This window comes from Pseudomonas protegens CHA0 (assembly GCF_000397205.1).
Classification (GTDB): Bacteria; Pseudomonadota; Gammaproteobacteria; order Pseudomonadales; family Pseudomonadaceae; genus Aquipseudomonas; species Aquipseudomonas protegens.
This window is the reverse complement of record NC_021237.1, coordinates 5212254-5234872: the sequence shown is the minus strand read 5'-3', so window position 1 is coordinate 5234872 and position 22619 is coordinate 5212254. Positions and strand designations below refer to the sequence as shown.

At 65.8% G+C, this 22619-nt stretch carries 25 protein-coding genes; 19 read left to right on the top strand and 6 right to left on the bottom strand.

The window, feature by feature from the left end; all coding sequences use genetic code 11:
• Nucleotides 1–6 precede the first annotated feature (6 nt).
• From kdpB to PFLCHA0_RS23185, 3 genes are all read left to right on the top strand, one after another.
• Nucleotides 7–2079 carry a potassium-transporting ATPase subunit KdpB gene (gene kdpB, locus PFLCHA0_RS23195; RefSeq protein ID WP_011062825.1) on the top strand — a complete coding sequence of 691 codons (2073 nt, stop codon included), beginning with the start codon at nt 7–9 and terminating at the stop codon, nt 2077–2079.
• Nucleotides 2080–2157: 78 nt separating this feature from the next.
• Entirely contained in the window at nt 2158–4830 is a 2673-nt protein-coding gene (locus PFLCHA0_RS23190) for a sensor histidine kinase (protein ID WP_019093585.1), read from the top strand.
• Nucleotides 4827–5519 (top strand): response regulator, encoded by a 693-nt coding sequence (locus tag PFLCHA0_RS23185; RefSeq protein WP_011062823.1) that lies wholly within the window; start codon nt 4827–4829, stop codon nt 5517–5519. The genes PFLCHA0_RS23190 and PFLCHA0_RS23185 overlap by 4 nt, the downstream gene beginning before the upstream one ends.
• Here the strand turns inward: PFLCHA0_RS23185 and PFLCHA0_RS31890 are convergent.
• Nucleotides 5498–5638 carry a hypothetical protein gene (locus tag PFLCHA0_RS31890; protein WP_015636715.1) on the bottom strand — a complete coding sequence of 47 codons (141 nt, stop codon included), beginning with the start codon at nt 5636–5638 and terminating at the stop codon, nt 5498–5500. The two genes, PFLCHA0_RS23185 and PFLCHA0_RS31890, sit on opposite strands and share 22 nt — an antisense overlap.
• Before the next feature lie 211 nt (nt 5639–5849).
• Between PFLCHA0_RS31890 and PFLCHA0_RS23180 the strand changes: the two genes are divergently transcribed.
• Nucleotides 5850–6347: a GNAT family N-acetyltransferase gene (locus PFLCHA0_RS23180; protein WP_015636714.1), complete on the top strand. Its 498-nt coding sequence runs from the start codon at nt 5850–5852 to the stop codon at nt 6345–6347.
• Between the two features lie 34 nt (nt 6348–6381).
• Here the strand turns inward: PFLCHA0_RS23180 and PFLCHA0_RS23175 are convergent, their stop codons facing one another.
• Nucleotides 6382–6867, bottom strand: coding sequence for a GNAT family N-acetyltransferase (locus PFLCHA0_RS23175; RefSeq protein WP_041752502.1), 486 nt, complete (start codon nt 6865–6867; stop codon nt 6382–6384).
• Nucleotides 6868–7049: 182 nt separating this feature from the next.
• Here PFLCHA0_RS23175 and PFLCHA0_RS23170 point away from each other — a divergent pair, with 182 nt between their 5' ends.
• The 4 genes from PFLCHA0_RS23170 to PFLCHA0_RS23155 all read left to right on the top strand — a co-directional run bounded on the left by PFLCHA0_RS23170 (nt 7050) and on the right by PFLCHA0_RS23155 (nt 9661).
• Nucleotides 7050–7484: a YybH family protein gene (locus PFLCHA0_RS23170; RefSeq protein WP_015636712.1), complete on the top strand. Its 435-nt coding sequence runs from the start codon at nt 7050–7052 to the stop codon at nt 7482–7484.
• 67 nt (nt 7485–7551) lie between these two features.
• The gene (locus PFLCHA0_RS23165; protein WP_011062819.1) at nt 7552–7896 is read left to right on the top strand and encodes a YciI family protein; all 345 of its coding nucleotides are present in this window, start codon (nt 7552–7554) and stop codon (nt 7894–7896) included.
• Nucleotides 7897–7922: 26 nt separating this feature from the next.
• Nucleotides 7923–8414 (top strand): SRPBCC family protein, encoded by a 492-nt coding sequence (locus PFLCHA0_RS23160; protein WP_011062818.1) that lies wholly within the window; start codon nt 7923–7925, stop codon nt 8412–8414.
• Nucleotides 8414–9661, top strand: a complete 1248-nt coding sequence (locus PFLCHA0_RS23155; protein ID WP_011062817.1) for an RNA polymerase sigma factor — start codon at nt 8414–8416, stop codon at nt 9659–9661. The genes PFLCHA0_RS23160 and PFLCHA0_RS23155 overlap by 1 nt, the downstream gene beginning before the upstream one ends.
• 52 nt (nt 9662–9713) lie before the next feature.
• Here PFLCHA0_RS23155 and PFLCHA0_RS23150 read toward each other — a convergent pair whose 3' ends face one another.
• Complete coding sequence (locus PFLCHA0_RS23150) at nt 9714–10439, bottom strand: SDR family oxidoreductase (protein ID WP_015636711.1); 726 nt, start codon at nt 10437–10439, stop codon at nt 9714–9716.
• A gap of 111 nt (nt 10440–10550) precedes the next feature.
• Between PFLCHA0_RS23150 and PFLCHA0_RS23145 the strand changes: the two genes are divergently transcribed.
• Nucleotides 10551–11375: a LysR family transcriptional regulator gene (locus tag PFLCHA0_RS23145; protein WP_041752501.1), complete on the top strand. Its 825-nt coding sequence runs from the start codon at nt 10551–10553 to the stop codon at nt 11373–11375.
• A 22-nt stretch (nt 11376–11397) separates the two neighbouring features.
• On the opposite strand, the gene PFLCHA0_RS23140 is transcribed toward PFLCHA0_RS23145, so the two are convergent.
• Nucleotides 11398–12252, bottom strand: coding sequence for a LysR family transcriptional regulator (locus PFLCHA0_RS23140; protein WP_015636709.1), 855 nt, complete (start codon nt 12250–12252; stop codon nt 11398–11400).
• An 88-nt stretch (nt 12253–12340) separates the two neighbouring features.
• Here PFLCHA0_RS23140 and PFLCHA0_RS23135 point away from each other — a divergent pair, with 88 nt between their 5' ends.
• A complete protein-coding gene (locus PFLCHA0_RS23135; protein WP_011062813.1) occupies nt 12341–12775 on the top strand; it encodes a multidrug/biocide efflux PACE transporter in 435 nt (144 codons plus the stop codon).
• A gap of 7 nt (nt 12776–12782) precedes the next feature.
• Here the strand turns inward: PFLCHA0_RS23135 and PFLCHA0_RS23130 are convergent, their stop codons facing one another.
• Entirely contained in the window at nt 12783–13430 is a 648-nt protein-coding gene (locus PFLCHA0_RS23130) for a TetR/AcrR family transcriptional regulator (RefSeq protein ID WP_015636708.1), read from the bottom strand.
• Between the two features lie 151 nt (nt 13431–13581).
• Between PFLCHA0_RS23130 and PFLCHA0_RS23125 the strand changes: the two genes are divergently transcribed.
• Genes PFLCHA0_RS23125 through PFLCHA0_RS23110 form a run of 4 tightly spaced genes read left to right on the top strand, consistent with a single transcriptional unit; the run spans nt 13582 to nt 17069 of the window.
• Nucleotides 13582–14190, top strand: a complete 609-nt coding sequence (locus PFLCHA0_RS23125; protein ID WP_015636707.1) for a paraquat-inducible protein A — start codon at nt 13582–13584, stop codon at nt 14188–14190.
• A complete protein-coding gene (locus PFLCHA0_RS23120) occupies nt 14190–14804 on the top strand; it encodes a paraquat-inducible protein A (RefSeq protein ID WP_015636706.1) in 615 nt (204 codons plus the stop codon). Before PFLCHA0_RS23125 ends, PFLCHA0_RS23120 begins: the two co-directional genes overlap by 1 nt.
• A complete protein-coding gene (locus tag PFLCHA0_RS23115) occupies nt 14797–16488 on the top strand; it encodes a PqiB family protein (RefSeq protein WP_015636705.1) in 1692 nt (563 codons plus the stop codon). The genes PFLCHA0_RS23120 and PFLCHA0_RS23115 overlap by 8 nt, the downstream gene beginning before the upstream one ends.
• The gene (locus PFLCHA0_RS23110; protein WP_011062809.1) at nt 16485–17069 is read left to right on the top strand and encodes a PqiC family protein; all 585 of its coding nucleotides are present in this window, start codon (nt 16485–16487) and stop codon (nt 17067–17069) included. Before PFLCHA0_RS23115 ends, PFLCHA0_RS23110 begins: the two co-directional genes overlap by 4 nt.
• Nucleotides 17070–17129: 60 nt before the next feature.
• Here PFLCHA0_RS23110 and PFLCHA0_RS23105 read toward each other — a convergent pair whose 3' ends face one another.
• The gene (locus PFLCHA0_RS23105; RefSeq protein ID WP_011062808.1) at nt 17130–18047 is read right to left on the bottom strand and encodes a LysR family transcriptional regulator; all 918 of its coding nucleotides are present in this window, start codon (nt 18045–18047) and stop codon (nt 17130–17132) included.
• Between the two features lie 199 nt (nt 18048–18246).
• Between PFLCHA0_RS23105 and PFLCHA0_RS23100 the strand changes: the two genes are divergently transcribed.
• The 5 genes from PFLCHA0_RS23100 (at nt 18247) to PFLCHA0_RS23080 (ending at nt 22567) form a co-directional block, all read left to right on the top strand.
• Nucleotides 18247–19005, top strand: coding sequence for a 5-oxoprolinase subunit PxpA (locus PFLCHA0_RS23100; protein WP_015636704.1), 759 nt, complete (start codon nt 18247–18249; stop codon nt 19003–19005).
• Nucleotides 19006–19100: 95 nt separating this feature from the next.
• Nucleotides 19101–19343, top strand: a complete 243-nt coding sequence (locus PFLCHA0_RS23095; RefSeq protein WP_011062806.1) for an acetyl-CoA carboxylase — start codon at nt 19101–19103, stop codon at nt 19341–19343.
• Between the two features lie 10 nt (nt 19344–19353).
• A complete protein-coding gene (locus tag PFLCHA0_RS23090) occupies nt 19354–20727 on the top strand; it encodes an acetyl-CoA carboxylase biotin carboxylase subunit (protein WP_015636703.1) in 1374 nt (457 codons plus the stop codon).
• Nucleotides 20724–21596, top strand: a complete 873-nt coding sequence (locus PFLCHA0_RS23085; RefSeq protein ID WP_015636702.1) for a 5-oxoprolinase subunit B family protein — start codon at nt 20724–20726, stop codon at nt 21594–21596. Before PFLCHA0_RS23090 ends, PFLCHA0_RS23085 begins: the two co-directional genes overlap by 4 nt.
• On the top strand, nt 21593–22567 hold the full coding sequence (locus PFLCHA0_RS23080; protein WP_015636701.1) for a 5-oxoprolinase subunit C family protein: 975 nt from the start codon (nt 21593–21595) through the stop codon (nt 22565–22567). The genes PFLCHA0_RS23085 and PFLCHA0_RS23080 overlap by 4 nt, the downstream gene beginning before the upstream one ends.
• Nucleotides 22568–22619 lie beyond the last annotated feature (52 nt).

Genomic DNA, 22619 nt, shown 5'->3' with positions numbered 1-22619 from the left:
TCGATCATGAGTAGCAACCCTCGTATAGCGTTGTTCGACCGTGGGCTAGTGCTCACCGCGTGCCTGGATGCCGTGAAGAAACTGCTGCCCCAGGCGCAGTGGAAGAACCCGGTGATGTTCGTGGTCTACCTGGGCAGCCTTCTCACCACCCTGCTGTGGTTCCAGTCCCTGGGCGGCGAGGGGGAGGCCCCCAGCGGCTTTATCCTCAGCATCACCCTGTGGCTGTGGTTCACCGTGCTGTTTGCCAACTTTGCCGAAGCCCTGGCCGAGGGCCGCAGCCGGGCCCAGGCGGCGAGCCTCAAGGGCATGAAGCGCCAGACCCTGGCCAAGCTGCTGCAACAGCCCCGGCATGGCGCCGCCTGGTTGCCCATGGCCGCCAGCGAACTGCGCAAGGACATGGTGGTGCTGATCGAGGCCGGCGACCTGGTGCCCCTGGACGGCGAGGTCATCGAAGGCGTGGCCACGGTGGACGAAAGCGCCATCACCGGTGAATCGGCACCGGTGATCCGCGAGGCCGGGGGCGATTTCTCCTCGGTCACCGGCGGCACCCGGGTGCTGTCGGACTGGTTGGTGGTGCGCATCAGCGTCAACCCAGGCGAGTCGTTCCTGGACCGCATGATCTCCATGGTGGAGTCGGCCAAGCGCCAGAAGACTCCCAACGAGGTGGCCCTGACCATTCTCCTGGTGGGCCTGACCCTGCTGTTCCTGCTGGTGATCGTGACCCTGAGCCCGTACTCGATCTTTGCCGTGGCCATGAGCGGCACCGGCAGTGTGATCAGCGCCACGGTGATGGTGGCGCTGCTGGTGTGCCTGATCCCCACCACCATCGGTGGCCTGCTCTCGGCCATCGGCGTGGCGGGCATGAGCCGGATGATGTCGGCCAATGTCATTGCCACCTCCGGCCGCGCCGTGGAAGCGGCGGGGGACGTGGACGTGCTGCTGCTGGACAAGACCGGCACCATCACCCTGGGCAACCGCCAGGCCAGCGCCTTCCTGCCGGCGCCGGGGATCAAGGACAGCGAACTGGCGCAAGCCGCGCAACTGGCTTCCCTGGCGGACGAAACCCCGGAAGGCCGGAGCATTGTGGTGCTGGCCAAGCAACTGTTCGACATCCGTGGGCGTGACCTTCACGCCCTGGGCGCCAGCTTCGTGCAGTTCACCGCCCAGACCCGCATGAGCGGGGTCGACCTGCCCGAGGGCCGGAGCATCCGCAAGGGCGCGGCCGATGCCATCCGCCGGCATATCGAGGCCCAGGGCGGCAGCTTCCCGCCGGCCCTGCAGGCCAAGGTCGATGAAGTCTCGCGCCGTGGCAGTACGCCGCTGGTAGTCAGTGAAGGCGCCCAGGCCCTGGGCGTGGTGGAGCTCAAGGACGTGGTCAAGGGCGGGATCAAGGAGCGCTTCGCCGAGCTGCGGCGCATGGGCATCAAGACCGTGATGATCACCGGCGACAACCGCCTGACCGCGGCGGCCATCGCCGTGGAAGCCGGGGTCGACGATTTCCTCGCCGAAGCGCGGCCCGAGGACAAGCTGCAACTGATCCGCGACTACCAGGCCAAGGGCAAGCTGGTGGCCATGACCGGCGACGGTACCAACGACGCCCCGGCCCTGGCCCAGGCCGACGTGGCGGTGGCCATGAACAGCGGCACCCAGGCGGCCAAGGAAGCCGGCAACATGGTGGACCTGGACAGCAACCCGACCAAGCTGATCGAAGTGGTGGAAGTGGGCAAGCAGATGCTCATGACCCGCGGCGCCCTGACCACCTTCAGCGTGGCCAACGACGTGGCCAAGTATTTTGCTATCGTACCGGCCGCCTTCGTCGCCACTTACCCGCAACTGGCGGCGCTGAACGTGATGCACCTGAACAGCCCGAACTCGGCGATTCTCAGTGCGGTGATCTTCAACGCGCTGATCATCGTGTTCCTCATCCCCCTGGCGCTCAAGGGGGTGAAGTACCGGGCCATTGGCGCCGCGGCGCTGCTCAACCGCAACCTGCTGATCTACGGCCTGGGCGGGGTGCTGGTACCCTTCGCCGGGATCAAGCTGATCGACATGCTGCTGGCCGGCCTCGGCCTGGTCTGACAGGGACTTGCAAGGCGGCGCTCTTTCGAGTGCCGCCTTGTCCATTTAAGGATGCACATGGCTGTTCTCGATGCTGACATGCCGCCCCGCGACGGTCGCCCCGATCCCGATGCGCTGCTGGAAAAACTGCAGCAGGACGAGCAAGCGGCCCAACGGGGCAAACTGCGGATCTATTTCGGTTCCAACGCCGGAGTCGGCAAGACCTGCGCCATGCTCACCGCGGCGCGCAACGAAGTGGCCCAGGGCCGCGACGTGGTGGCCGGGGTGGTGGAAACCCATGGCCGGCGGGAAACCGCCGAGCTGCTGCAAGGGCTGCAAGTGCTGGAGCGCCACCGCCTGATGCACCGCGACTACGCGTTGCCGGAGTTCGACCTGGATGCCGCCCTGGCGCGGCACCCGGCGGTGCTGCTGGTGGACGAGCTGGCCCACAGCAACGTGCCCGGCTCGCGCCATCCCAAGCGCTGGCAGGACGTGGAGGAATTGCTGCGGGCCGGCATCGATGTCTGGACCACCCTCAACGTCCAGCACCTGGAAAGCCTCAACGACATCGTCAGCGGGATCATCGGCATCCGGGTGCGCGAGACGGTGCCCGACCACCTGTTCGACGAAGCCCACGAAGTGCTGGTGATCGACCTGCCGCCGGATGACCTGCTGCGCCGCCTCAAGGACGGCAAGGTCTACCTCGGGCCCCAGGCCGAACGCGCTTCACGGCATTTCTTTCGCAAGGGCAACCTGCTGGCCCTGCGTGAACTGACCCTGCGCCGCACCGCCGACCGGGTCGATGCACAGATGCGCGACTATCGCCGCGAGCGTTCGATCAATGCCTTGTGGCCAGCCCGCGAGCGCTTGCTGGTGGGGATCGCCGGCGACCCGGCGGACGAGCGCCTGGTGCGCGAAGCCGCGCGCCTGGCGCAAAAGCTCGAAGCCGACTGGATGGTGGTGCACGTGGCTTCGGCCCAGCGCCGTGGCGCCGGCGCCGCCCGTTATGCGGCGGCCATGAAGACCCTGGCCCTGGCCGCCGAGTTTGGCGCCGAGACCGCCACTTTGCCCGGCATGGATGTCGCCGAAGCCCTGGTGGCCTGCGCTCGCGAGCACAACGCCAATCGCCTGGTGCTGGGCCATTACCCGCGCAAGGTCTGGCAGTTCTGGCACCAGTCGGTGAGCGACCGCATCAGCCGCCAGCACCCGGAAATCGACCAGATCGTGATCGCCAACGGGCCCTTGAGCCGGCGCCCTGCGCCAGTGGACAAGCCCGAGGCCGGCCTGCCGCCCAGCCGCGCGCCGGCCTACCTGTGGGCGAGCCTGGCGTGCTTTGCCGCCACCGCGGTGGCGGCGCTGCTGCTCAAAGTGTTCGACCCGGCCAACGTGGTCATGCTGTTCCTGCTGACCGTGGTCCTGGTGGCGCTGCGCTACGGGCGGGGCCCCGGCGTCTGGGCGGCGATGCTGGCGGTGCTGTGCTTCGATTTCTTCTTCGTCCAGCCGGTGTGGTCGTTCACGGTCAACGACACCCAGTACTTCTTCACCTTCGCCCTGATGCTGGGGATTGCCCTGATCACCGGCCAGCTCACCGCGCGCCTGCGCCATGAAGCGCGTACCGCGGCCGCGGGCGAGCGCCGTGCCACCTCCCTGGCCGGGCTGGCCCGTGAGCTGTCGGCGGCGTTGACCGAGGAGCAGATCTGCGCCGTGGCCTTGCGTACCTTCAGTGGGGTGTTCGAGGCCCGGGTCGGGCTGGCGTTGCCGGATGCCGAGAACCGGGTGCGGGCGCTGAGCGCCAATACCCTGGCCATTGACGAGAGCATCGCCCAGTGGGCCTATGACCACGACCAACCGGCCGGGCGCGGCACCGATACCCTGGCGGCGGCCAAGGGCTGCTATCTGCCGCTCAAGGCGCCGATGCGGGTGCGTGGCGTGCTGGTGCTTGAAGCCGAGGATGCCGAGCGCCTCAAGGAGCCGGAAGAACAGCGCCTGCTGGAGGCCTGCATGAGCCAGCTGGCGATTGCCCTGGAGCGCGTGCATTACGTCGAGGTGGCCCAGAGCACTGTGCTGCAGATGGAGGGCGAGCGCATGCGCAACACCCTGCTGGCGGCCATTTCCCATGACCTGCGCACGCCCTTGACCACCATCATCGGCGCCGCCGACGCCGCCTTGCCCCACGCTGCGCAGGGCCCGCTCAAGCACCTGCTGGCAGGGATTCACGATCAGGCTTCGTCCATGCAGCGGCTGATCGAGAACCTGCTGGACATGGCGCGCATGCAGGAGCGCGGGGTACGCCTGAATCGCCAGTGGAACTCCCTGGAGGAGATTGTCGGCAGTGCCCTGCGCCAGCTGCGCGAGCCCCTGGCCGGGCATCAATTGCGAGTGGCCATGGCGCCGCAGCTGCCCTTGGTGGAAGTGGACGCGCTGTTGCTGGAGCGGGTGCTGGTGAACCTTCTGGACAACGCCGCCAAGTACACCCCGGCCGGGACCCTGGTGCAGATCAGCGCCCGCCAGGTCGACCAGCAGATCATCCTGCAGGTCAGCGACAGCGGCCCGGGCTGCCCGAAGGGCAGTTCCCCGGCCAGCCTGTTCGAAGCCTTCAGTCGCGGTCAGCAGGAATCCGCCGTGGCCGGCATCGGCCTGGGCCTGGCCCTGGCCAAACGTATCGTCGAGGCCCATGGCGGGCGCATCGAGGCCCAGCCTCATGCCGATGCCGGGCTGAGTTTTGTCATCACCTTGCCGGCGGGTCAGCCGCCTTCCATGGAAACCCTATGAGCAGCGCACGCATCCTGATCGTCGAGGACGAAGCCAATATCCGCCGTTTCGTCGGTATCGCCCTGGAGGACGAAGGTTTCCAGGTGTTCGAGGCCGACAGCGTCAAGCGCGCCCTGATCCATGCCGCCAGCCGCCAGCCGGACCTGGTGATCGTCGACCTGGGCCTGCCGGACGGCGACGGCAAGCAGTTGATCAGCGAGCTGCGCGGCTGGCTGGCGGTGCCGATCCTGGTGCTGTCGGCCCGGGATCGGGAGGACGAGAAAGTCGCCGCCCTGGATGCCGGCGCCGACGACTACCTGGTCAAGCCGTTCGGCGTGCCGGAACTGCTGGCGCGGATTCGCGCGCAACTGCGCCGTCATGGCCAGAGCGGTACGGCGGCCGCCACCAGCAAGGTGGCCTTTGGTGCCATCGAGGTCGACCTGGCCACCCATGAGGTGCGCCGCGAAGGGCTGCCTGTGCACCTCACGCCGATCGAGTACCGTCTGCTCTGCGCGCTGATCCGTGGCCAGAGCCGGGTGCTGACCCATCGCCAGTTGCTGCTGGAAGTCTGGGGCCTGGACTACGTCGACCGCGCCCATTACCTGCGGGTGCACATGGCCCATCTGCGGCAGAAGCTGGAGGCCGATCCGGCCCAGCCCCAGCATCTGATCACCGAGTTGCAGGTGGGTTACCGCCTGGTGGGGCTGTGATCCCGGCCCAGGGATTTTTCGCCGCGGCGCCGTTCGTGGACAAAGTCGATGTACAGGGTGATACAGCCGAAGGCGGCAATGCCGAACAGCAGTAGAAGGCCGATCTGGATATTGCTCATGGGAAAGCTCCTGGGGGCAGGACGGGGCGGTTCCGGCCCGCTCGGGCCGGCCACCCTGACGTCGGGGTGCTGATAGATAAGCCCTTGGCGCAGGCGTTGCCAGGGCTTATATGAAAGCTTTACGGCGGCCCCTTCGATCCCTATGCAATGCATACGCAGGCTGCACTGTTGATAGAATCGGCGGCCCTTCTCCGACCCCAGGTTGCCGCCCATGACCGCTTCGACTCCGCTGATCCGCACCGTCCTGCCCACCGACCTGGACCGCTGCTTTGCCATCGAGACCCTGGCCTACGAAGGCGACGAGGCCGCGACCCGGGACAAGATCGCCACCCGCATCGCCACCTGGCCCGAAGGTTTCATCGTTGCCCAAGTGCAGGGTGTGGTGGCCGGCTTCATCAACTCCGGCGCTACCTTCGACGTGCAGATGGCCGACGAGGCCTTCAAGGAACTGATCGGCCACGACCCGGCGGGCCCGGAAGTGGTGATCATGTCGGTGGTGGTGCACCCGGACTTCCAGGGCCTGGGCCTGTCCCGGCACCTGCTGCAAGCCTTCATCGCGCGCATGCGCGAACTGGGCAAGGCGCGCATCCACCTGATGTGCAAGGAACGCCATGTACCGCTGTACCAGCGCTTTGGTTTTGTCTACATCAAGGCGTCGGAGTCGGACCACGGCGGCATGGCCTGGCACGAGATGGTGCAGTCGCTGTAGAGCGGATATCGGGTTTGCAGCGGCGGGCCCGGGGTCAGAACGCCAGCGCCATCCGCCGTTCATAGCCGATCCGGCCCTTGCAGGCTTCGCCGTTTTCCACCCAGCCCAGTTTGCTGTACAGCCTGAGGGCCGGCTGGTTGTCGCTGTCCACCGCCAGGGTCAGGCCCTTGAGCTCGGGCCAGGCCTGGCGGGCGGCCTCAGGCACCGCTTGCAGGCAGGCCTGGCCGAAGCCCCGGCCCTGGTGCCGCCGGTCCACTTGCAGGGCGTGCAGGCTGGCGCTGTCGGCATCGGCCCAGGCCGGCAGGCAGGGCGGGCGCTTGAGCAGCAGGAAGGCCACCGGCCACTCCTCGCTGAGCAGGGCAAAGCCCCTGATTGCTCCCCGCGGCGCGTTGCCGAGGGTGTACAGCGCGCCATGAATGTCCCCGCTAAACGCCTTCTGTCCGGGCAGCACCTCAAGCTCCAGCAAGCGGGCATGCTGGTGGCTGTCGAGCTGTTCGTAAGGCACCAGGCGAGTGGTCACGGGCACGTAGATCCGGTGGGGGGAGGGGGCGGATTCTAGCGATTTTGCCCCGCGGGTAAATTTTTTTATGCGCAGTGTCGATTGCGCGAATGGCCAGACGACTAAGGGTGAACTGAACATTCAACGGCGTGGGTGCAGGGGGTGTTCAGCAGCGGTTCATTCCATTCATGAGGAGTTTGGCCATGCACAATCCATCCAACGAAGCGCAGATCCGCAGCCTGATCGACAGCTGGCAACAGGCTGTGATGGCCCGGGATATCCAGCGTATTGTCAGTTACTACGCCGACGACATCACCTCTTTCGACGCGGTCGGTGCCTTGCAATTCAAGGGCAAGGCCGCCTATCGCGAACACTGGGAAGCGTGCATGCAGGTCTGCCCCGGCCCGGGCATTTTCGAGTTCCATCAGTTGCAGGTGCTGGCCGACGAAGAGCTGGCCTTCGCCCACTGGCTGGCCCATTGCGGTGGCACCGATGCCGAGGGCGTGACCAAGGCCTGCTGGATGCGGGTGAGTGCCGCTTACCAGCGCCGTGCGGGCCAATGGCTGGTGGTGCACGAGCACTGGTCGGCGCCGTTCGACATGCTCACCGGGACCACCCAGTTCGACCTGCAACCCTGAGCAACCAGCGGTTCGCCAAAGCGGCGAACAGCGACCATAGTTGCTCAGCCCGAATCCGGAGGTGCCCATGAAATACCTATGCCTGGTCTACAGCGACGAACAGTTGCTGCACAGCCTGCCCGACAGCCCCGAGGATGCCGAGTGCCTGGCCTATGCCGAGTCGGTCCAGGGCAGCGGGCGGATGCTTGCCGCCGAGGCGCTGCAATCGGTGCACACCGCCACCACGGTGCGCATGCGCGGTGGCAAGCTGTCGATCACCGATGGCCCGTTCGCCGAAACCAAGGAACAGTTGGCCGGTTTCTACCTGATCCAGGCCAAGGACTTGAACGAAGCGATCCAGGTGGCCGGGCAGATACCGGCGGCCCGGGTCGGCAGTGTCGAAGTGCGTCCGGTACGTGAATTGAATCCCTGAAAACAACGATAAACAGGAGTTTCGCGATGACTTTCCAGACCGCGGGCCGCAAGCCCGCCGAGCATGAACTGTCCATCAGCCGCCTGATCGACGCGCCGCGCAACAAGGTCTTTCGCGCCTGGACCGAGCCGGCCTTGCTGGCGCAATGGTGGGGGCCCCACGGCATGACCACTCCGGAGTGTGAAATGGACCTGTGGGTCGGCGGCCAGTTTCGTACCCTGATGCGCGCCCCGGACGGCAGCGAGTACCCGACCATGGGGGTGTTCCTGGAGATCGCCGCGCCGTCGCGGCTGGTGTTTACCGACGCCTACCTGCCGGGCTGGATCCCCTCGGGCAAGCCGTTCATGACCGCTGAAGTGACCTTCGAGGAGCAGGGCGACCAGACCCTCTACACTGCCCGCGCCATGCACTGGACCGAGGCCGATCGCAAGGCCCATGAGGCCATGGGCTTTCACGAGGGCTGGGGGCAGAGCCTGGAGCGCCTGGTGGCCCTGGTCACCCGGGACCTGCCGGACTGATGAGCGACCAGCCTCGGGAAGTCATCGCGGCAACGGTGGCGCAGGTCTACCGCGAGCAGTCGCGGCGGATCCTCGCCACCCTGATCCGCCTGCTGGGGGATTTCGACCTGGCCGAGGAGGCGCTGCATGAAGCCTTCTTCGTGGCGGTGGAGCGCTGGCGCAGCGATGGCGTGCCGGACAACCCGCGGGCCTGGCTGGTGTCCGTCGGCCGCTTCAAGGCCATCGACGCCCTGCGTCGCCGGGCGCGCTTCGCGGCGTCACAGGCGGCGCTGCTCAGCCAGCTCGAGCAACTGGAACAGGACGACTGGAGCGCCGAGGACGTGCAAGACGATCGCCTGCGCCTGATCTTCACCTGCTGCCACCCGGCGCTGGCGGCGGATGCCCAGGTACCCCTGACCCTGCGGGAGATCTGCGACCTGAGCACCGAGGAAATCGCCCGGGCCTTTCTGGCCACGCCGGCCACCATCGCCCAGCGCATCGTGCGTGCCAAGGCGAAGATCCGCGATGCGCGGATTCCCTACCAGGTGCCGGCGTTGAGCGAGCTGCCCGAGCGCCTGGAGAGCGTGCTGCGGGTGATCTACCTGGTGTTCAACGAAGGGTATTCGGCTTCCATGGGCGCCGAGCTGACCCGGGAGGACCTGACCCGCGAAGCCATCCGCCTGGGCTACCTGCTGCTGGAACTGTTGCCGGAAGCGGAGGTGATGGGCCTGCTGGCGCTGATGCTGTTGCACGAGTCACGGCGTGGCGCGCGCCTTTCCAGCGACGGCGAGCTGGTCCTGCTGGACGAGCAGGATCGCGGGTTGTGGCAGCAGGACTTGATCGAGCAGGGCTGTGCCCTGGTAGAGCGCGGCCTGCGCAGCGGCCAGGCCGGGCCCTATTGCCTGCAGGCGGCGATTGCCGCGGTGCATGCCGAAGCGCCGAGTGCAGCACAGACCGACTGGCCGCAGATCGTCGGTTTGTATGACGTGCTGCTGCGCCTGCAGCCTTCGCCGGTGATCGAGCTCAACCGTGCCGTGGCCCTGGCCCAGCGCGACGGGCCCGGTGCCGGGCTGGCGCAAGTGGAAGCGATCCTGCTGCGCGGCGACTTGCAGGATTACCACCTGGCCCATGCCGCTCGTGCCGACTTCTGCCGGCAACTGGGGCATATCGCCGCGGCGCGCCAGTCCTACCAGCGGGCCCTGGCCCTGGTCCGGCAAGCCCCCGAGCGGCGCTTCCTCGAACAGCGCCTGGCCCAGCTCCCCCAGTAGCCGCTGCCGAAGGCTGCGACCGAACCCGCCGGGGCGCCAACCTCGCCCCGGCTCAAGCCTGCTGCCGGGTCGCCGCCAGGACGATCTCGCGGATACACACTTGCTGCGGCTGCTGGTAGGCAAAGGCAATGGCCCCGGCCACGTCGTCTGCACTCAGCACCGTACCGCCCATGTCCTGTTTCCAGGCCTGGTAACCGGCCTTGATGGCCTCGTCGGTGGTGTGGCTCAGCAGTTCGGTTTCTACCGCACCGGGGGCGATGGTGATGACCCGCACATTGTGCGGCGCCAGCTCTTCGCGCAGGTTTTCCGAGAGCCCGTGGACCGCGAACTTGGTGCCGACATAGGCCACGTGGTTGGCAAAGGTCTTGCGCCCGGCCACCGAACTGACGTTGATCAGGGTGCCCTGGCGGCGCTCGATCATCCCGGACACCACGGCGTGCACGCCATTGAGCAGCCCCTTGACGTTGACGTCGAGCATGCGCTCCCACTGCTGCGGGTCCTGCCGGCTGATTTCCCCCAGGAGCATGACCCCGGCGTTGTTGATCAGGGCGTCCGCCGGGCCGAACCGCGCTTCGGCCTCCTCCACGGCGGCCAGCAGTGCGGCGCGGTCGGTGATGTCCACCGCGCGGCTCAGGCTGTCGGGCAGTTCCAGGGCGTGCAGGCGCTCGACGCGCCGGGCCAGCAGCAGGAGGGGATGGCCGGCCGCCGACAGCAGGCGGGCGGTGGCCTCGCCGATGCCCGAACTGGCGCCGGTGATGATGACGAGAGGCTTGCTCATGGGAGGACTCCAGGAATAAGAAAAATGCATGGCTTTACGGGGCGGGCAGTATATTTAGCCCTCTTGAGGCTGAAAAATGCCTTATTCCTCTGTCTGTCATCGGTATTTCCTATGGATATCCGCCATCTCAAAGCCTTCCTTGCGGTGTTCGAGGAGCGCAACATCACCGCTGCCGCCCAGCGCTTGTGCATCAGCCAGCCGACCTTGTCGGTGACCATCAAACAGCTTGAGGACGAGTTGGGGGCGCAGTTGTTCCTGCGCCAGCCACGGGGTGTTGAAGTCAGCGAGCAGGCGCGGGTGCTGTATCCCCAGGCCCGGCGCATGGTGGCCGAGGCCGAGAGCTTGAGCCGTCTGTTTCGCCAGGACGAAAGCCGTTTGGCGCTGGAGCTGGGAGTAGAAGGTGATATTGCCGACAGCCAGGTCTCCGCTTTCGTACGAATGGCCCAGCAGGCGTTGCCCAACCTGTTGCTGACCTTGCAGGAAGGCTGTGTCGGCGACGCGCGCCTGGCGGTGGAAGAGCTGTGCTGCGAGGACGAATTGTTCCTGCCGTTATGGGAGGAGCCTTATGTGCTGGCGGTGCCGGTGGGGCACAGGCTGCTGGAGCAAGAGCAGCCCCAGCCCCGGGTGGAGGACTGGGTCACTTGCCCGGAACACGCCTCGCACCAGCGCCTGATGGCGCTCTATGGCGGTGCTGTGCAAGCCCAGGCCGGGCATGCCGGGAGCTTGAAACAGGCGCTGAACATGGTGGCGGCGGGCCTGGGGGTGGCGATGCTGCCGCTGTCGCTGGTGCAGGGCCGCGAGGGGGTAGAAAGCCGGGCCTTGCACCTGCCGGCGCCCAGCCGGCGGATCGGCTTGTGCTACGCCGTGCAGGCGCTGGAGTCGGCGACCTTGCGCACGCTGCATGACTACTTGCGCACCCTGCGGCCAATCGGCTAGCGGGCGGCGCTGACGAGCGCGGTCATTGCAGCATCTGCGCCAGCAACCAGCTGCCCGCCGGCCCTGGCGGGTGCAGGCGCGACCAGAGCGCGTCCACCGCCACGGTGCGCGGCCAGCCACGCACGTTCAGCTCCTGCAACTTGCCCGCGCCAAAACCTTCCACCAGCCAGCGCGGCAGGGGTGCCCAGCCAAAGCCGCCCTGGGCCATCTCCAGCAGCATCAGGTAGCTGGGGGCCGACCAGACCCGGCCCTGGCAGCGGCTGTCGTAGGGGTTGAGCACGGTGGCCAGACGCAATTCACGGTGCTGGCGCAGGCTTTCCTCATCGACCCGGGCCTGCTGCGCCAAGGGATGCTTGCAGGCCACGTAGAGGGAAATCTCACTGCGCTCTTGCATGGTCTTGTGCTCCAGGTCCGCCGGGTAGTCGGCCTGCATCTCGGCAAAGGCGATCTGCGCCCGGCCGCTCTGCACCAGGGCGATCAGGTCTTCGCACTCGGCAATCAGGCATTCCAGCTCGAGGTCCGGGTAACGCTGCTCGAAGGCGCTCAGGCTGCTTTCGAAGCGATCCGACTGGTAGGTGTCCGACAGCGCCACCGTGAGTTTCGCCTCAATGCCCTGGGACAGCTGGCTGGCGGCCATTTCCAGGCGGCTGGTGGCAGCCAGGATTGCTTCGGCACGCTGCAGCAGCACATGCCCGGCCGGGGTCAGGCCGGGCTTGCGGCTGGAACGGTCGAAAAGCTGCACGTCGAGGTCGATCTCCAGGCTGGCCACCGCCGCGCTGATGGTGGACTGGCTCTTGCCCAGCTTGCGCGCGGCAGCGGAAAAGGAACCTTGGGTGGCTGCCTGGACAAACGCCAGGAGCACTTCATGTGAGGCCATGAACTATCGCCCTGCTCGATGGTTATTGATTATGAAGTATCGGCCTTGTCCTGGAAGATCGGCAACACATTCATTCAAGGAGCCGGCCATGAGCCTTCAGAAATCCCTTAACGAACGCATCTTCCAGGCGGTAGGTTTTGAACTGCTGGCGGTGCTGATCTGCACCCCGCTGCTGTCCTGGATCATGGACAAGCCCATGGCCGACATGGGCCTGGTGACCATCGGCATCGGCCTGTTGGCCCTGGCCTGGAACGTGGTGTTCAACGGCCTGTTCGACCGGTTGCTCAAGCGCTTGCAGTGGGTCCACAACGGCTGGACCCGGGTCCTGCATGCGTTGATGTTCGAAGGCGGGCTGGTGGCAGTGGGCGTACCGATGATTGCCTGGTGGCTGAATATCAGCCTGCTGCAGGCGTTCATCCTGGACATCGGCGTGCTGCTGTTTTTCCTGCCGTACACCTATGTCTATCACTGGGTCTACGACGTGCTGCGGGACAAGTGGCTGCAACAGCGCCTGGCTCACTGAGCCGGTTTCAGGGCGCCGGGTGCCGCCCTTCGATGGCAGCCAGATAGGCTTCCAGCGCCCGCGGCACTTCTTCGAGCAGCAGCTGGCTCTTGAACTCGGGGTGTTCCAGGGCCAGGTGGAACAGGCCGATGGGCAGGCCGAGCATGGCCATGGCGTAGGCCTCGCGCTCGGCGTCACTGGCCTGGGGAAGGCGCAGCGCCAGGACCTGGCGATAGACGCTCTTGATCTGCAGGCGCAGGTCCAGGGCCTGCAACTGGCCCATGGCAAACCCCGGGTTGATCATCAGCAGCAGGTCGGGGTGCTGCTCCAGGTATTCGAGGATCGGCAGCACCATGCGCTCTATCACTTGCCGGCCACTGGACCCCGTCCAGACCTGCGGAGCAACCGCCAGCAGGTCGCTGGTGATGGTGCTCAGGGCTTCGATGTGGCGCTGGCCCAGGGCTTCGAGCACTTGCTGCTTGTCACTGAAAAAATGATAGAGCGAACCGATGGAAGTACCGGCCAGCCGGGCGATGCCGTGCATGGTCAGGTTCGCCGCCCCCTGGCTGGGCAGTAGCCGGGCACAAGCGTCGAGGATCGCCATCACCCGTTCATGGCCACGGGACTGTTTGGGGGCTCGGTGGGGAGCGGCGGGGGAGGGAATGGATTCGGTCATGGTCAGCGAAATGTCCGGGGGCGCCTATTATGGCGTAGAGCGTGGGGTGCAGTCCTAGAGAAAACTAGACACCATCCTCTACTTTTGCAGAAAATACCCGGCTTCGGGTTCCGTTCAGTGAACCTGCTGTCCTCCTGACTATCTGAAGGCCATGACTATTTCCCGCAACTGGATCATCTGCGAACACTGCGATTCGTTGTACGAGTCCGTGCCGCTCGGCAAAGGCCAGACGGCCCAGTGCTCGCGCTGTGGCGCGGTACTGGCCCGTGCCCGTTGGCTGAGTGTGCAGCAGCTGTTGGCCCTGTCGATCACCGCCGGGTTGTTGTTCGTCTTCGCCAATCTGTTTCCGGTGATCAAGATCAGCCTCGAAGGCCTGAGCAACGAGGCGACCCTCTGGCAATCGGTGGAGGCCCTGGCCCAGGGCCGCATCAGCCTGATTGCCGCGATCACCGGCCTGACCATCATTCTTGCGCCCTGCCTGCAGATCATCCTGCTGTGCTGGGTGCTGGGGTTTGCCAATGTGGGGCGCGCCGCGCCCGGCTTCAAGGCCAGCATGCGCGCTCTGGAGCACCTGCGGCCCTGGAGCATGCTGGAGGTGTGCCTGCTGGGGATCCTGGTGGCCATCGTCAAGCTGGCGGGGATGCTCGATGTGCACCCGGGGCTGGGGCTGTGGGCCCTGGCGATGCTCACGGTGCTGATCATCCTGATTTCCGGCAAGGACATCCGCTACCTCTGGGATGACCTGGAGGGCCGCTACTGATGAGCGCTCCACCCTACGCCCGGGACCACCAATTGATGCTGTGCCACACCTGCGGCCAGGTCTGCCAGGCGTCCGAGCATCAATGCCCGCGCTGCGATTCGCCGGTGCATGCGCGCAAGCCCAACAGCCTGGCGCGCACCTGGGCCTTTCTCCTGGCCAGCCTGATCTTCTACATTCCGGCCAACCTGCTGCCGGTGATGCACACCAGCATCTTTGGCAGCGCCAGTGAAAACACCATCATGAGTGGCGTGGTGGAGTTCTGGAAACACGGTTCCTGGGACATCGCCCTGCTGATCTTCATCGCCAGCGTGGTGGTGCCCTGCAGCAAGTTCTTTGTCCTCGGCACCCTGCTGGTGACCTGCCAGCGCCGCAGCCTCTGGGCCCAGCGCGAGCGGGCCAAGCTCTATCGTTTCATCGAGCTGATCGGCTACTGGTCGATGCTCGACGTGCTGGTGGTGGCCCTGGTGGCGGCCCTGGTGCAGTTTCGCGCCCTGAGTTCGATCGACCCGCGCATGGGTATTCTGTTTTTTGGTTTGGTGGTGGTGCTGACGATGTTGGCGGCCATGAGTTTCGATCCCCGGCTTATCTGGGACGCAGAGGTTGAAGATGTCTGATCATCCAGGTTCCAACGCAGCAAATCCCCCGCCCGTTCCTGGCGCTCCGGCGCTGCGCACGCGGCGTTTCAATGTCTCGCTGGTGTGGCTGGTGCCGATTGTCGCGGCCCTGGTGGGGCTGTCGATGGTGGTGCACAACTCACTCTCGGCGGGGCCGGAAATCAGCATCAGCTTCCAGACCGCCGAAGGCCTGGAAGCCAACAAGACCCAGGTCAAGTACAAGAACGTGGTGATCGGCAAGGTGACCTCCATCGCCCTGAGCGACGACCGCAAGAAGGTGGTGGCCAAGGTCGAGCTGGACCAGTCCGCCGAACCCTTCACCGCCGACGATTCGCTGTTCTGGGTGGTGCGCCCGCGAATCGGCGCCAATGGCATTTCCGGGGTCGACACCCTGCTTTCCGGGGCCTTTATCGGCGCCGATGCCGGCAAGTCGGAAAAACGCAAGGACAGCTTCAAGGGCCTGGAAACCCCGCCGCCCATCACCTATGGGCAGAAAGGCAAGCGCTTTACCCTGCACACCGATGACCTGGGCTCGCTGGACATCGGCTCGCCGGTTTATTACCGGCGCATCGAGGTGGGGCAGGTGGTGTCCTACCAGTTGGCCAACAGCGGCAAGGGCGTGGACGTGAAGATCTTCGTCAACTCGCCCAACGATAAGTACGTCACCACCGACACCCGTTTCTGGAACGCCAGCGGCGTCGACGTGACCCTCGGCGCCAACGGTTTGAAGGTCAACACCGAGTCGGTGTCGTCGATCCTCGCCGGCGGCATTGCCTTCGTCGAACCCAAGTACAGCCCCAACGCCAAGCCGGCTGACGAGAACGCCGAGTACACCCTGTTCGGCGACCAGGACACCGCCCTGGCGCCGCCCGACGGCGCGCCCTATTACATTCGCATGCGCTTCGACCAGGCCTTGCGCGGCCTGTCGGTGAATGCCCCGGTGGAGTTCCTCGGGGTGAACATCGGCAAGGTGGTGTCCATGGACCTGGACTACGACGAGCAGCGCAAGTATTTCCCGACCCTGGTCGGCGCGGTGATCTACCCCGAGCGGCTGGGCAAGGCCCACGAAAAGCTGGTGAAGCAGACCGGCGGCGAAGACGACGCCCGCTCGGCGAAACTGATCGGCGCCTTCGTCAAGAACGGCCTGCGCGCCCAGCCCCGCAGCGGCAACCTGCTGACCGGCCAGCTGTACATCTCCCTGGACTTTGTCACCAACGCCAAGCCGGTGGCCTATGACGCTACCGCACGGCCCCTGGAGATTCCCACTGTGCCTGGCAGCATGGACAAGTTGCAGGAGCAGTTGCAGGCCGTGGTGGACAAGATCAGCAAGCTGCCGATCGATTCCATTGCCGCCAACCTCAATGGCAGCCTGGCGGAGATGCAGAAGACCCTCAAACAGGTCAACGGCGAAGTGCTGCCACAGATGCGCGACACCCTGGAGCAATCCAAGAAGACCCTGGCCAGCGCCAACGAGAGTTTCTCCGAAGACTCGCCGCAGCGGCAGAAACTCGGCCAGGCCATGGAGGAAGTGCAGCGCACCGCGCGTTCGGTGCGGGTGCTCAGCGATTTCCTCGGGCGTCATCCTGAAGCGCTGATCCGCGGGCGCCTCAAAGACAATCAACCGGATGCCTACCAGTCGCCATCCTCCTCTGTTCGCGAATCCGTACCGGAAGCCCAGCCATGAAAACCCGTGCCCTGTTGCTCTGCCTGACCCTGGGACTTGCCGCCTGCAGCTCCGCGCCCACCCATTACTACACCCTGCTGCCACCGGTGGCCGAAGGCAGCAGCGCGGCCCGCACCGGGGGCCCGCAGTTCGAAATGTCCACGGTGCGGATTCCGGTCCAGGTGGACCAGCCGCAACTGGTGGTGCGCCAGGACAGCGGCACCCTGGCGATCCTCGAAACCCAGCGCTGGAGCGCGCCGCTGGTGGATGAGTTCCACGACGCCCTGGCCAGCCAGATGGAGCAGAAGCTGGGTACCCGCAACCTTGAAGGCCTGCCCAAGCAACCCGGGCGCCCGGTGCTGTCGTTGCAGACCGATGTGCGGCGCTTCGAGTCCCTGCCCGGGCGCTATGCACTGATCGATGTGGTCTGGAGCCTGCGCCAGCGGGGTGAGGGCGGCCCGGCCCGCAGCCTGACCTGCAGCAGCCAGATCCGCCAGCCGGCGGGGGTGGAACTGAACAGCCTGGTCCAGGCCCATCAACAGGCCATCGCCCAGTTGGCCGGGCAGGTCGCCGCCGCCGCGCAACGCTGGACCTGCCCCTGAATCACCCTGTAGCCGCTGGCGCAGGTTGCGAACGGCTCAGCAGGTGACAGGGCCACACGCTCAGCGCCGGGCGCTGAGTTGCTGGGGCGCCAGGAAGGCATCGTGGAAATAATCGCGCAGGGCCTGCATGGCCGGCGTGAAGGTACGCTCGCGGTGCCAGGCCAGCCCCACGCTCATGGGCGTGACCGCATCGCTCAGGCTCAGGGTCTCGATACGCTTGCCTTCCAGTGACCAGGGCCGGTGCACCAGATCCGAGAGGATCGCCACGCCGCTGCCGTTGGCCACCATGCTGCGCACCGCTTCCACCGAGCTGGTGCGCACGCGCACCCGTGGCTGCTGGCCGGCCTGTTCCCAATAACGCATGGCGCTTTGCTCGGCTTCGTCGACGGTGAGCAGGATGAACGGCTCCTCGGCCACGTCCGCCAGGCTGATGCTGCTGCGCTCGCACAGCGGATGATGGGCCGGCAGCCACAGCCGGCGCTCGGAGTTGAACAGGGTCTGCGAGACGATGTCCGGGTGCGTCAGGTTGGCGGTGAGTACCACTGCCATGTCGAAGCGGCCTTCCAGCAAGCCTTGCTCGATGGCCTGGCGTTCCTGTTCATGGAGCTCGATGGTGACGTCCGGGTGCCAGTGCTGCAGGCGCTGCAGGTGGTGCGGCAGGAAGTAGCCGATCACTGTGTAGCTGGCCGCCAGGTGCAATACGCCGCTGGCCCGATAGTCCGGCAACGGGCTGTTCAGGGCATCTTCGACGCTGCGCAGGATCACGTAGGCGCGGTTGAGAAAATGCCGCCCGGCATCGGTCAGGTTCATGCCCTGGGCCGAGCGCACGAACAGCTGCACGGCGAGCATCGCCTCCAGCTCCTTGATCGCCGTGGTCACCGCCGACTGGGAAATATTCAAGTGCAGCGCCGCCTGGGAAATCTGCCCGATCTCGGCGGTAGCAACGAAATAGCGCACCTGGCGCAAGGTCAACGACACGGCCCATTCCCCTCTAACGCTGCAGGAGCCGGCTTGCCGGCGAAAGCGATCGTGCAAGCGCCTGCGCCGTCACGCATCACGCTGCCTGTTAGCTTTATCTGTTTTTCAGAACAAGCTCTATCTGATAATAGATCTTCCCAAGGGGTCAAGGGCGCTCTAATTTTCGTCGCACGAAGTCACGAGAGTTGGAGCAACAGTGATGCAGGCAGTGGATTTCAATTCGGACATGGGCGAGAGCTTCGGCCCGTGGACCATCGGCGATGGCGTCGACAACGAGCTGATGGGCTTTATCAGCTCGGCCAATATCGCCACCGGCTTTCACGCCGGCGACCCCGGCACCATGCGCCGCACCATCGAACAGGCCAAGCGCCTGGGGGTGGCCATCGGCGCCCATCCGGGGTTTCGCGACCTGGTGGGTTTCGGCCGCCGGCACATCAATGCCCCGGCCCAGGAGCTGGTGGACGACATGCTCTATCAGCTTGGCGCCCTGCGGGAAATGGCCCGGGTACAAGGCGTGAAGCTGCAGCACATCAAGCCGCATGGTGCGCTCTACATGCACCTGGCCCGGGACGAGGAAGCGGCGCGGCTGCTGGTGCAAAACCTGCGCCGGCTGGAGCCCGAGTTGCTGCTGTATTGCATGCCCAATTCGGTGATCTGGCGTGTGGCCCAGGAGCTGGGGCAGCCGGTGATCCGCGAGTTCTACGCCGACCGCGACTACGACCTCAGCGGCTCCATCGTGTTTACCCGCAACGTCCGCGCCCTGGACCCGGCAGCCGTGGCGGCCAAGGTGCTGCGCGCCTGCCAGACCGGCCTGGTACGCACCGTCGAAGGCGAGGAGCTGTTCCTCGAGTTCGATTCCATCTGCCTGCACAGCGACACCCCCGGCGCCCTGGACCTGGTGCAGGCCACCCGAACGGCGCTGGATCAGGCCGGTATCGAGGTCCGCGCACCGCGTTGAGGCGCATCGACACGAAGCACCGCGCACAGACGCGGGGTTCATCTGGTTTTGTTTTTTTTGCCTGCCTTTCTACAACTATTCCAAAAGGAACAGACATGGCCGAATACAGTGTTATCACCCCCTTGCCGGGCACCTTTTATCGCAAGGCCACCCCGGAGTCGGCGCCTTTCGTCGAGGTCGGCGACAGCGTCAGCGCCGATACCGTGATCGGCCTGATCGAAGTCATGAAGCAGTTTTCCGAACTGACCGCCGGGAGCGCGGGTCAAGTCAGCGCCTTTCTGGTGGAAGACGGTGATCCGGTGGAACCGGGTCAGGTCGTCGCGACGCTCGAACAGTGAGGGCCGGGGCATGACTGGATCAATCAACAAATTGCTGGTGGCCAACCGTGGCGAGATTGCCGTGCGCATCATTCGCGCGGCCAAGGCCCTGGGGATTCCCACCGTTGCCGCCTGCAGTGAGGCGGATGCCGATTCCATGGCCGCACGTATGGCCGATGAAGTGCAGATCATCGGCCCGGCGCGGGCCGACAAGAGCTACCTGAATGTCCAGGCCCTGCTCGGTGCCTTGCAGGCCAGCGGTGCCAACGCGGTACATCCGGGCTATGGCTTTCTTTCCGAGAATGCCGACTTCGCCGAGGCGGTGGTCGAGGCCGGGGCGATCTTCGTCGGTCCCAGTGCCGAAACCATCCGCCGCATGGGTGACAAGGCCGAAGCCCGGCGCACCGCGCAGGCGGCGGGAGTGCCGGTGGTACCGGGCTCCCCAGGAGAACTCTTCGACCTGGACAGTGCGCTGGCGGCCGCTGAAGTCGTGGGCTTTCCGCTATTGATCAAGGCCAGTGCCGGCGGTGGCGGGCGCGGGATTCGCCTGGCCCGGGACGCGGCGCAATTGGCCGAGGAATTCCCTCGGGCGCAACGCGAAGCCCAGACGGCTTTCGGCAACGGCGCAGTGTACCTGGAGCGTTTCATTGGCCGTGCGCGGCACATCGAAGTCCAGGTGTTGGGCGATGGCAAACACGCGGTGCACCTGTTCGAACGCGAGTGTTCGCTGCAACGGCGGCGGCAGAAGATCTTCGAGGAAGCGCCGTCGCCGGTACTCAGTGCCGAGCAGCGTGAGCAGTTGTGCAGCAGCGCCGTGCGCCTCACCCAAGCCTTGGGCTACCAGGGCGCGGGCACTCTGGAATACCTCTACGACGACAGCACCGGCGAGTTCTTCTTTATCGAGATGAACACGCGGATCCAGGTGGAGCACCCCATCAGCGAGCTGATCACCGGCATCGATCTGGTCCAGGCCATGCTGCGTATTGCCGGGGGCGAGCCCCTGGGTTTGCGCCAGAGTGATATCCGGCTTAACGGCGCGGCCTTGCAGATGCGCCTGAACGCCGAAGATCCGGCGCGGGATTTCTTCCCCAGCCCGGGCAAGGTCGAGCAGTTGATCTGGCCGCAAGGCGCCGGGGTGCGAGTCGATAGCCACCTGTACCCGGGCTATGCTGTGCCGCCTTACTACGACTCGCTGCTGGCCAAGCTGATCGTCCATGGCCGTGACCGTGGCGAAGCCCTGGCCCGGGCGCGGCTGGCCGTGGAACACACCACCCTGACCGGCATGGCCAGCACCTTGTCGCTGCACCGTGAACTGCTGGCCGAACCCTGGCTGGAGCAGGCCGACTTTCACACCGGAACCCTGGAAACCTGGCTGGCCGAACGCCGCGCCGGAGGTGTCGCATGAACCTGCCTATCCGCTACAGCTTTGGTGCCGACGAGCACCTGTTCGCCGAAGTCAGCGACAGCATGTCCCTGGAAGCTTTCTTCAAGGGCATGGCGGTGACCCGCGCGGTGGAGCGCCTGGAATTGGATGGCGTGCTGGATGTGTGCCTGGCCAATGCTTCGTTCCAGATCCGCTTCGACCCGGACCGCATCGCCCCGCACACCCTGTTGGAGGCGGTGCAACAGGCCGAGGCCTGCGCGGTGGCCGAGCGCAGCCTGCATACCCGGATCATCGAGATCCCGGTGCTCTACAACGACCCCTGGACCCATGAAACCCTGATGCGTTTTCGCGACCGGCACCAGGACCCCAGCGCCACCGATCTTGAGTACGCGGCGCGGATCAACGGCCTGGCGGATGTCGAAGCCTTTATCGCCGCCCACAGCGGCGCGCCCTGGTTCGTCTCCATGGTGGGCTTTGTGGCGGGCCTGCCGTTCATGTTCCAGATGGTCGAACGTGAACGGCAACTGCAGGTGCCCAAGTACCTGCGGCCACGCACCGATACGCCAAAACTGACCCTGGGCCATGGCGGCTGTTTCGGCTGCATCTACTCGGTGCGCGGTGCCGGCGGCTACCAGATGTTCGGCGTCACCCCGGCGCCGATCTACGACCCGCAGCAACAGTTGGCCTACCTCAAGCAGCACATGGTGTTCTTCCGTCCGGGGGACATCGTGCAGTTCAAGCCCATTGACCGCCAGGCCTATGACCTTGCCGTGGCCGAGGTCGAGGCCGGGCGTTTCGACTTGCGCATCCGCGAGGTGGAGTTTTCCCTGGATGCCTTTCTCGCCGACCCGGTCGGCTATCCCACTTCGCTGCAGGAGGTGCTGGCATGATCAAGGTCATCAAACCGGGCCTGGCCACATCGGTACAGGACCTGGGTCGCGAAGGTTTCTATCACCTGGGGATTCCGCCGTCCGGGGCCCTGGACCAGTACGCCCTGAGCGCCGCCAACCAGCTGGTGGGCAACCCGGCGGGGGCAGCGGGGCTGGAGTGCACCTTGCTCGGCCCTGAGCTTGCATTCAGCACCGATGCCCTGGTGGCGGTCTGCGGTGCCCACATGACCCCCAAGCTCGATGGCGTGGACATGCACCTGGACACCGCCTTTGCGGTCAAGGCCGGGCAAGTGCTGCGCTTCGACTTTCCCAAGGCCGGGGCCCGGGCGTATCTGGCGGTGGCCGGTGGCATCGATGTGCCGCTGGTGCTGGGCAGCCGCTCGACTTACGCCTTGGGTACCCTGGGTGGTTTCCAGGGCCGGCGCCTGGTGGCGGGTGATGAGCTGCCGGTGGGCGTCGCCAGCGGCAAAAGCCGTCCCGGTGCCAGCTTGCCCATGGCGCTGCGCCAGTCCCTGGGGGGCGAAATCACCCTGCGGGTGGTGCCGGGCCTGTACTACGAGCGCTTGAGCGAGGCGGCCAAGGCCAGCTTCTTCGCCGAACCCTGGACCGTGGGCTCGGAGGCGGACCGCATCGGCTATCGCTTCAAGGGCGGCAGCGCCTTGAGCTTCCAGCCCCGGGAGCAGCCGTTCGGTGCCGGTTCCGATCCGTCGAACATCGTCGACAGCTGCTATCCCATCGGTTCGATCCAGGTGCCGGCGGGGCTCGAACCCATCGTCCTGCACCGGGACGCGGTGTCCGGTGGTGGCTACGCGATGATCGGCACGGTGATCAGCGCCGACCTCGACCTGATCGGCCAGATGCAGCCCAACCAGAAGGCCCGTTTTGTCGCGGTGACCCTGGAAGAAGCGCTGGAGGCCCGGCGTTCCTACAAGAAAAAGCTCAGTTGCCTGAGCAAGTTGTTCCCTTCCTGACCCTCTTGCTCGTGTAGCCGCTGGGAGCCTGAGGTTGCTGCAGGTTTGGCGA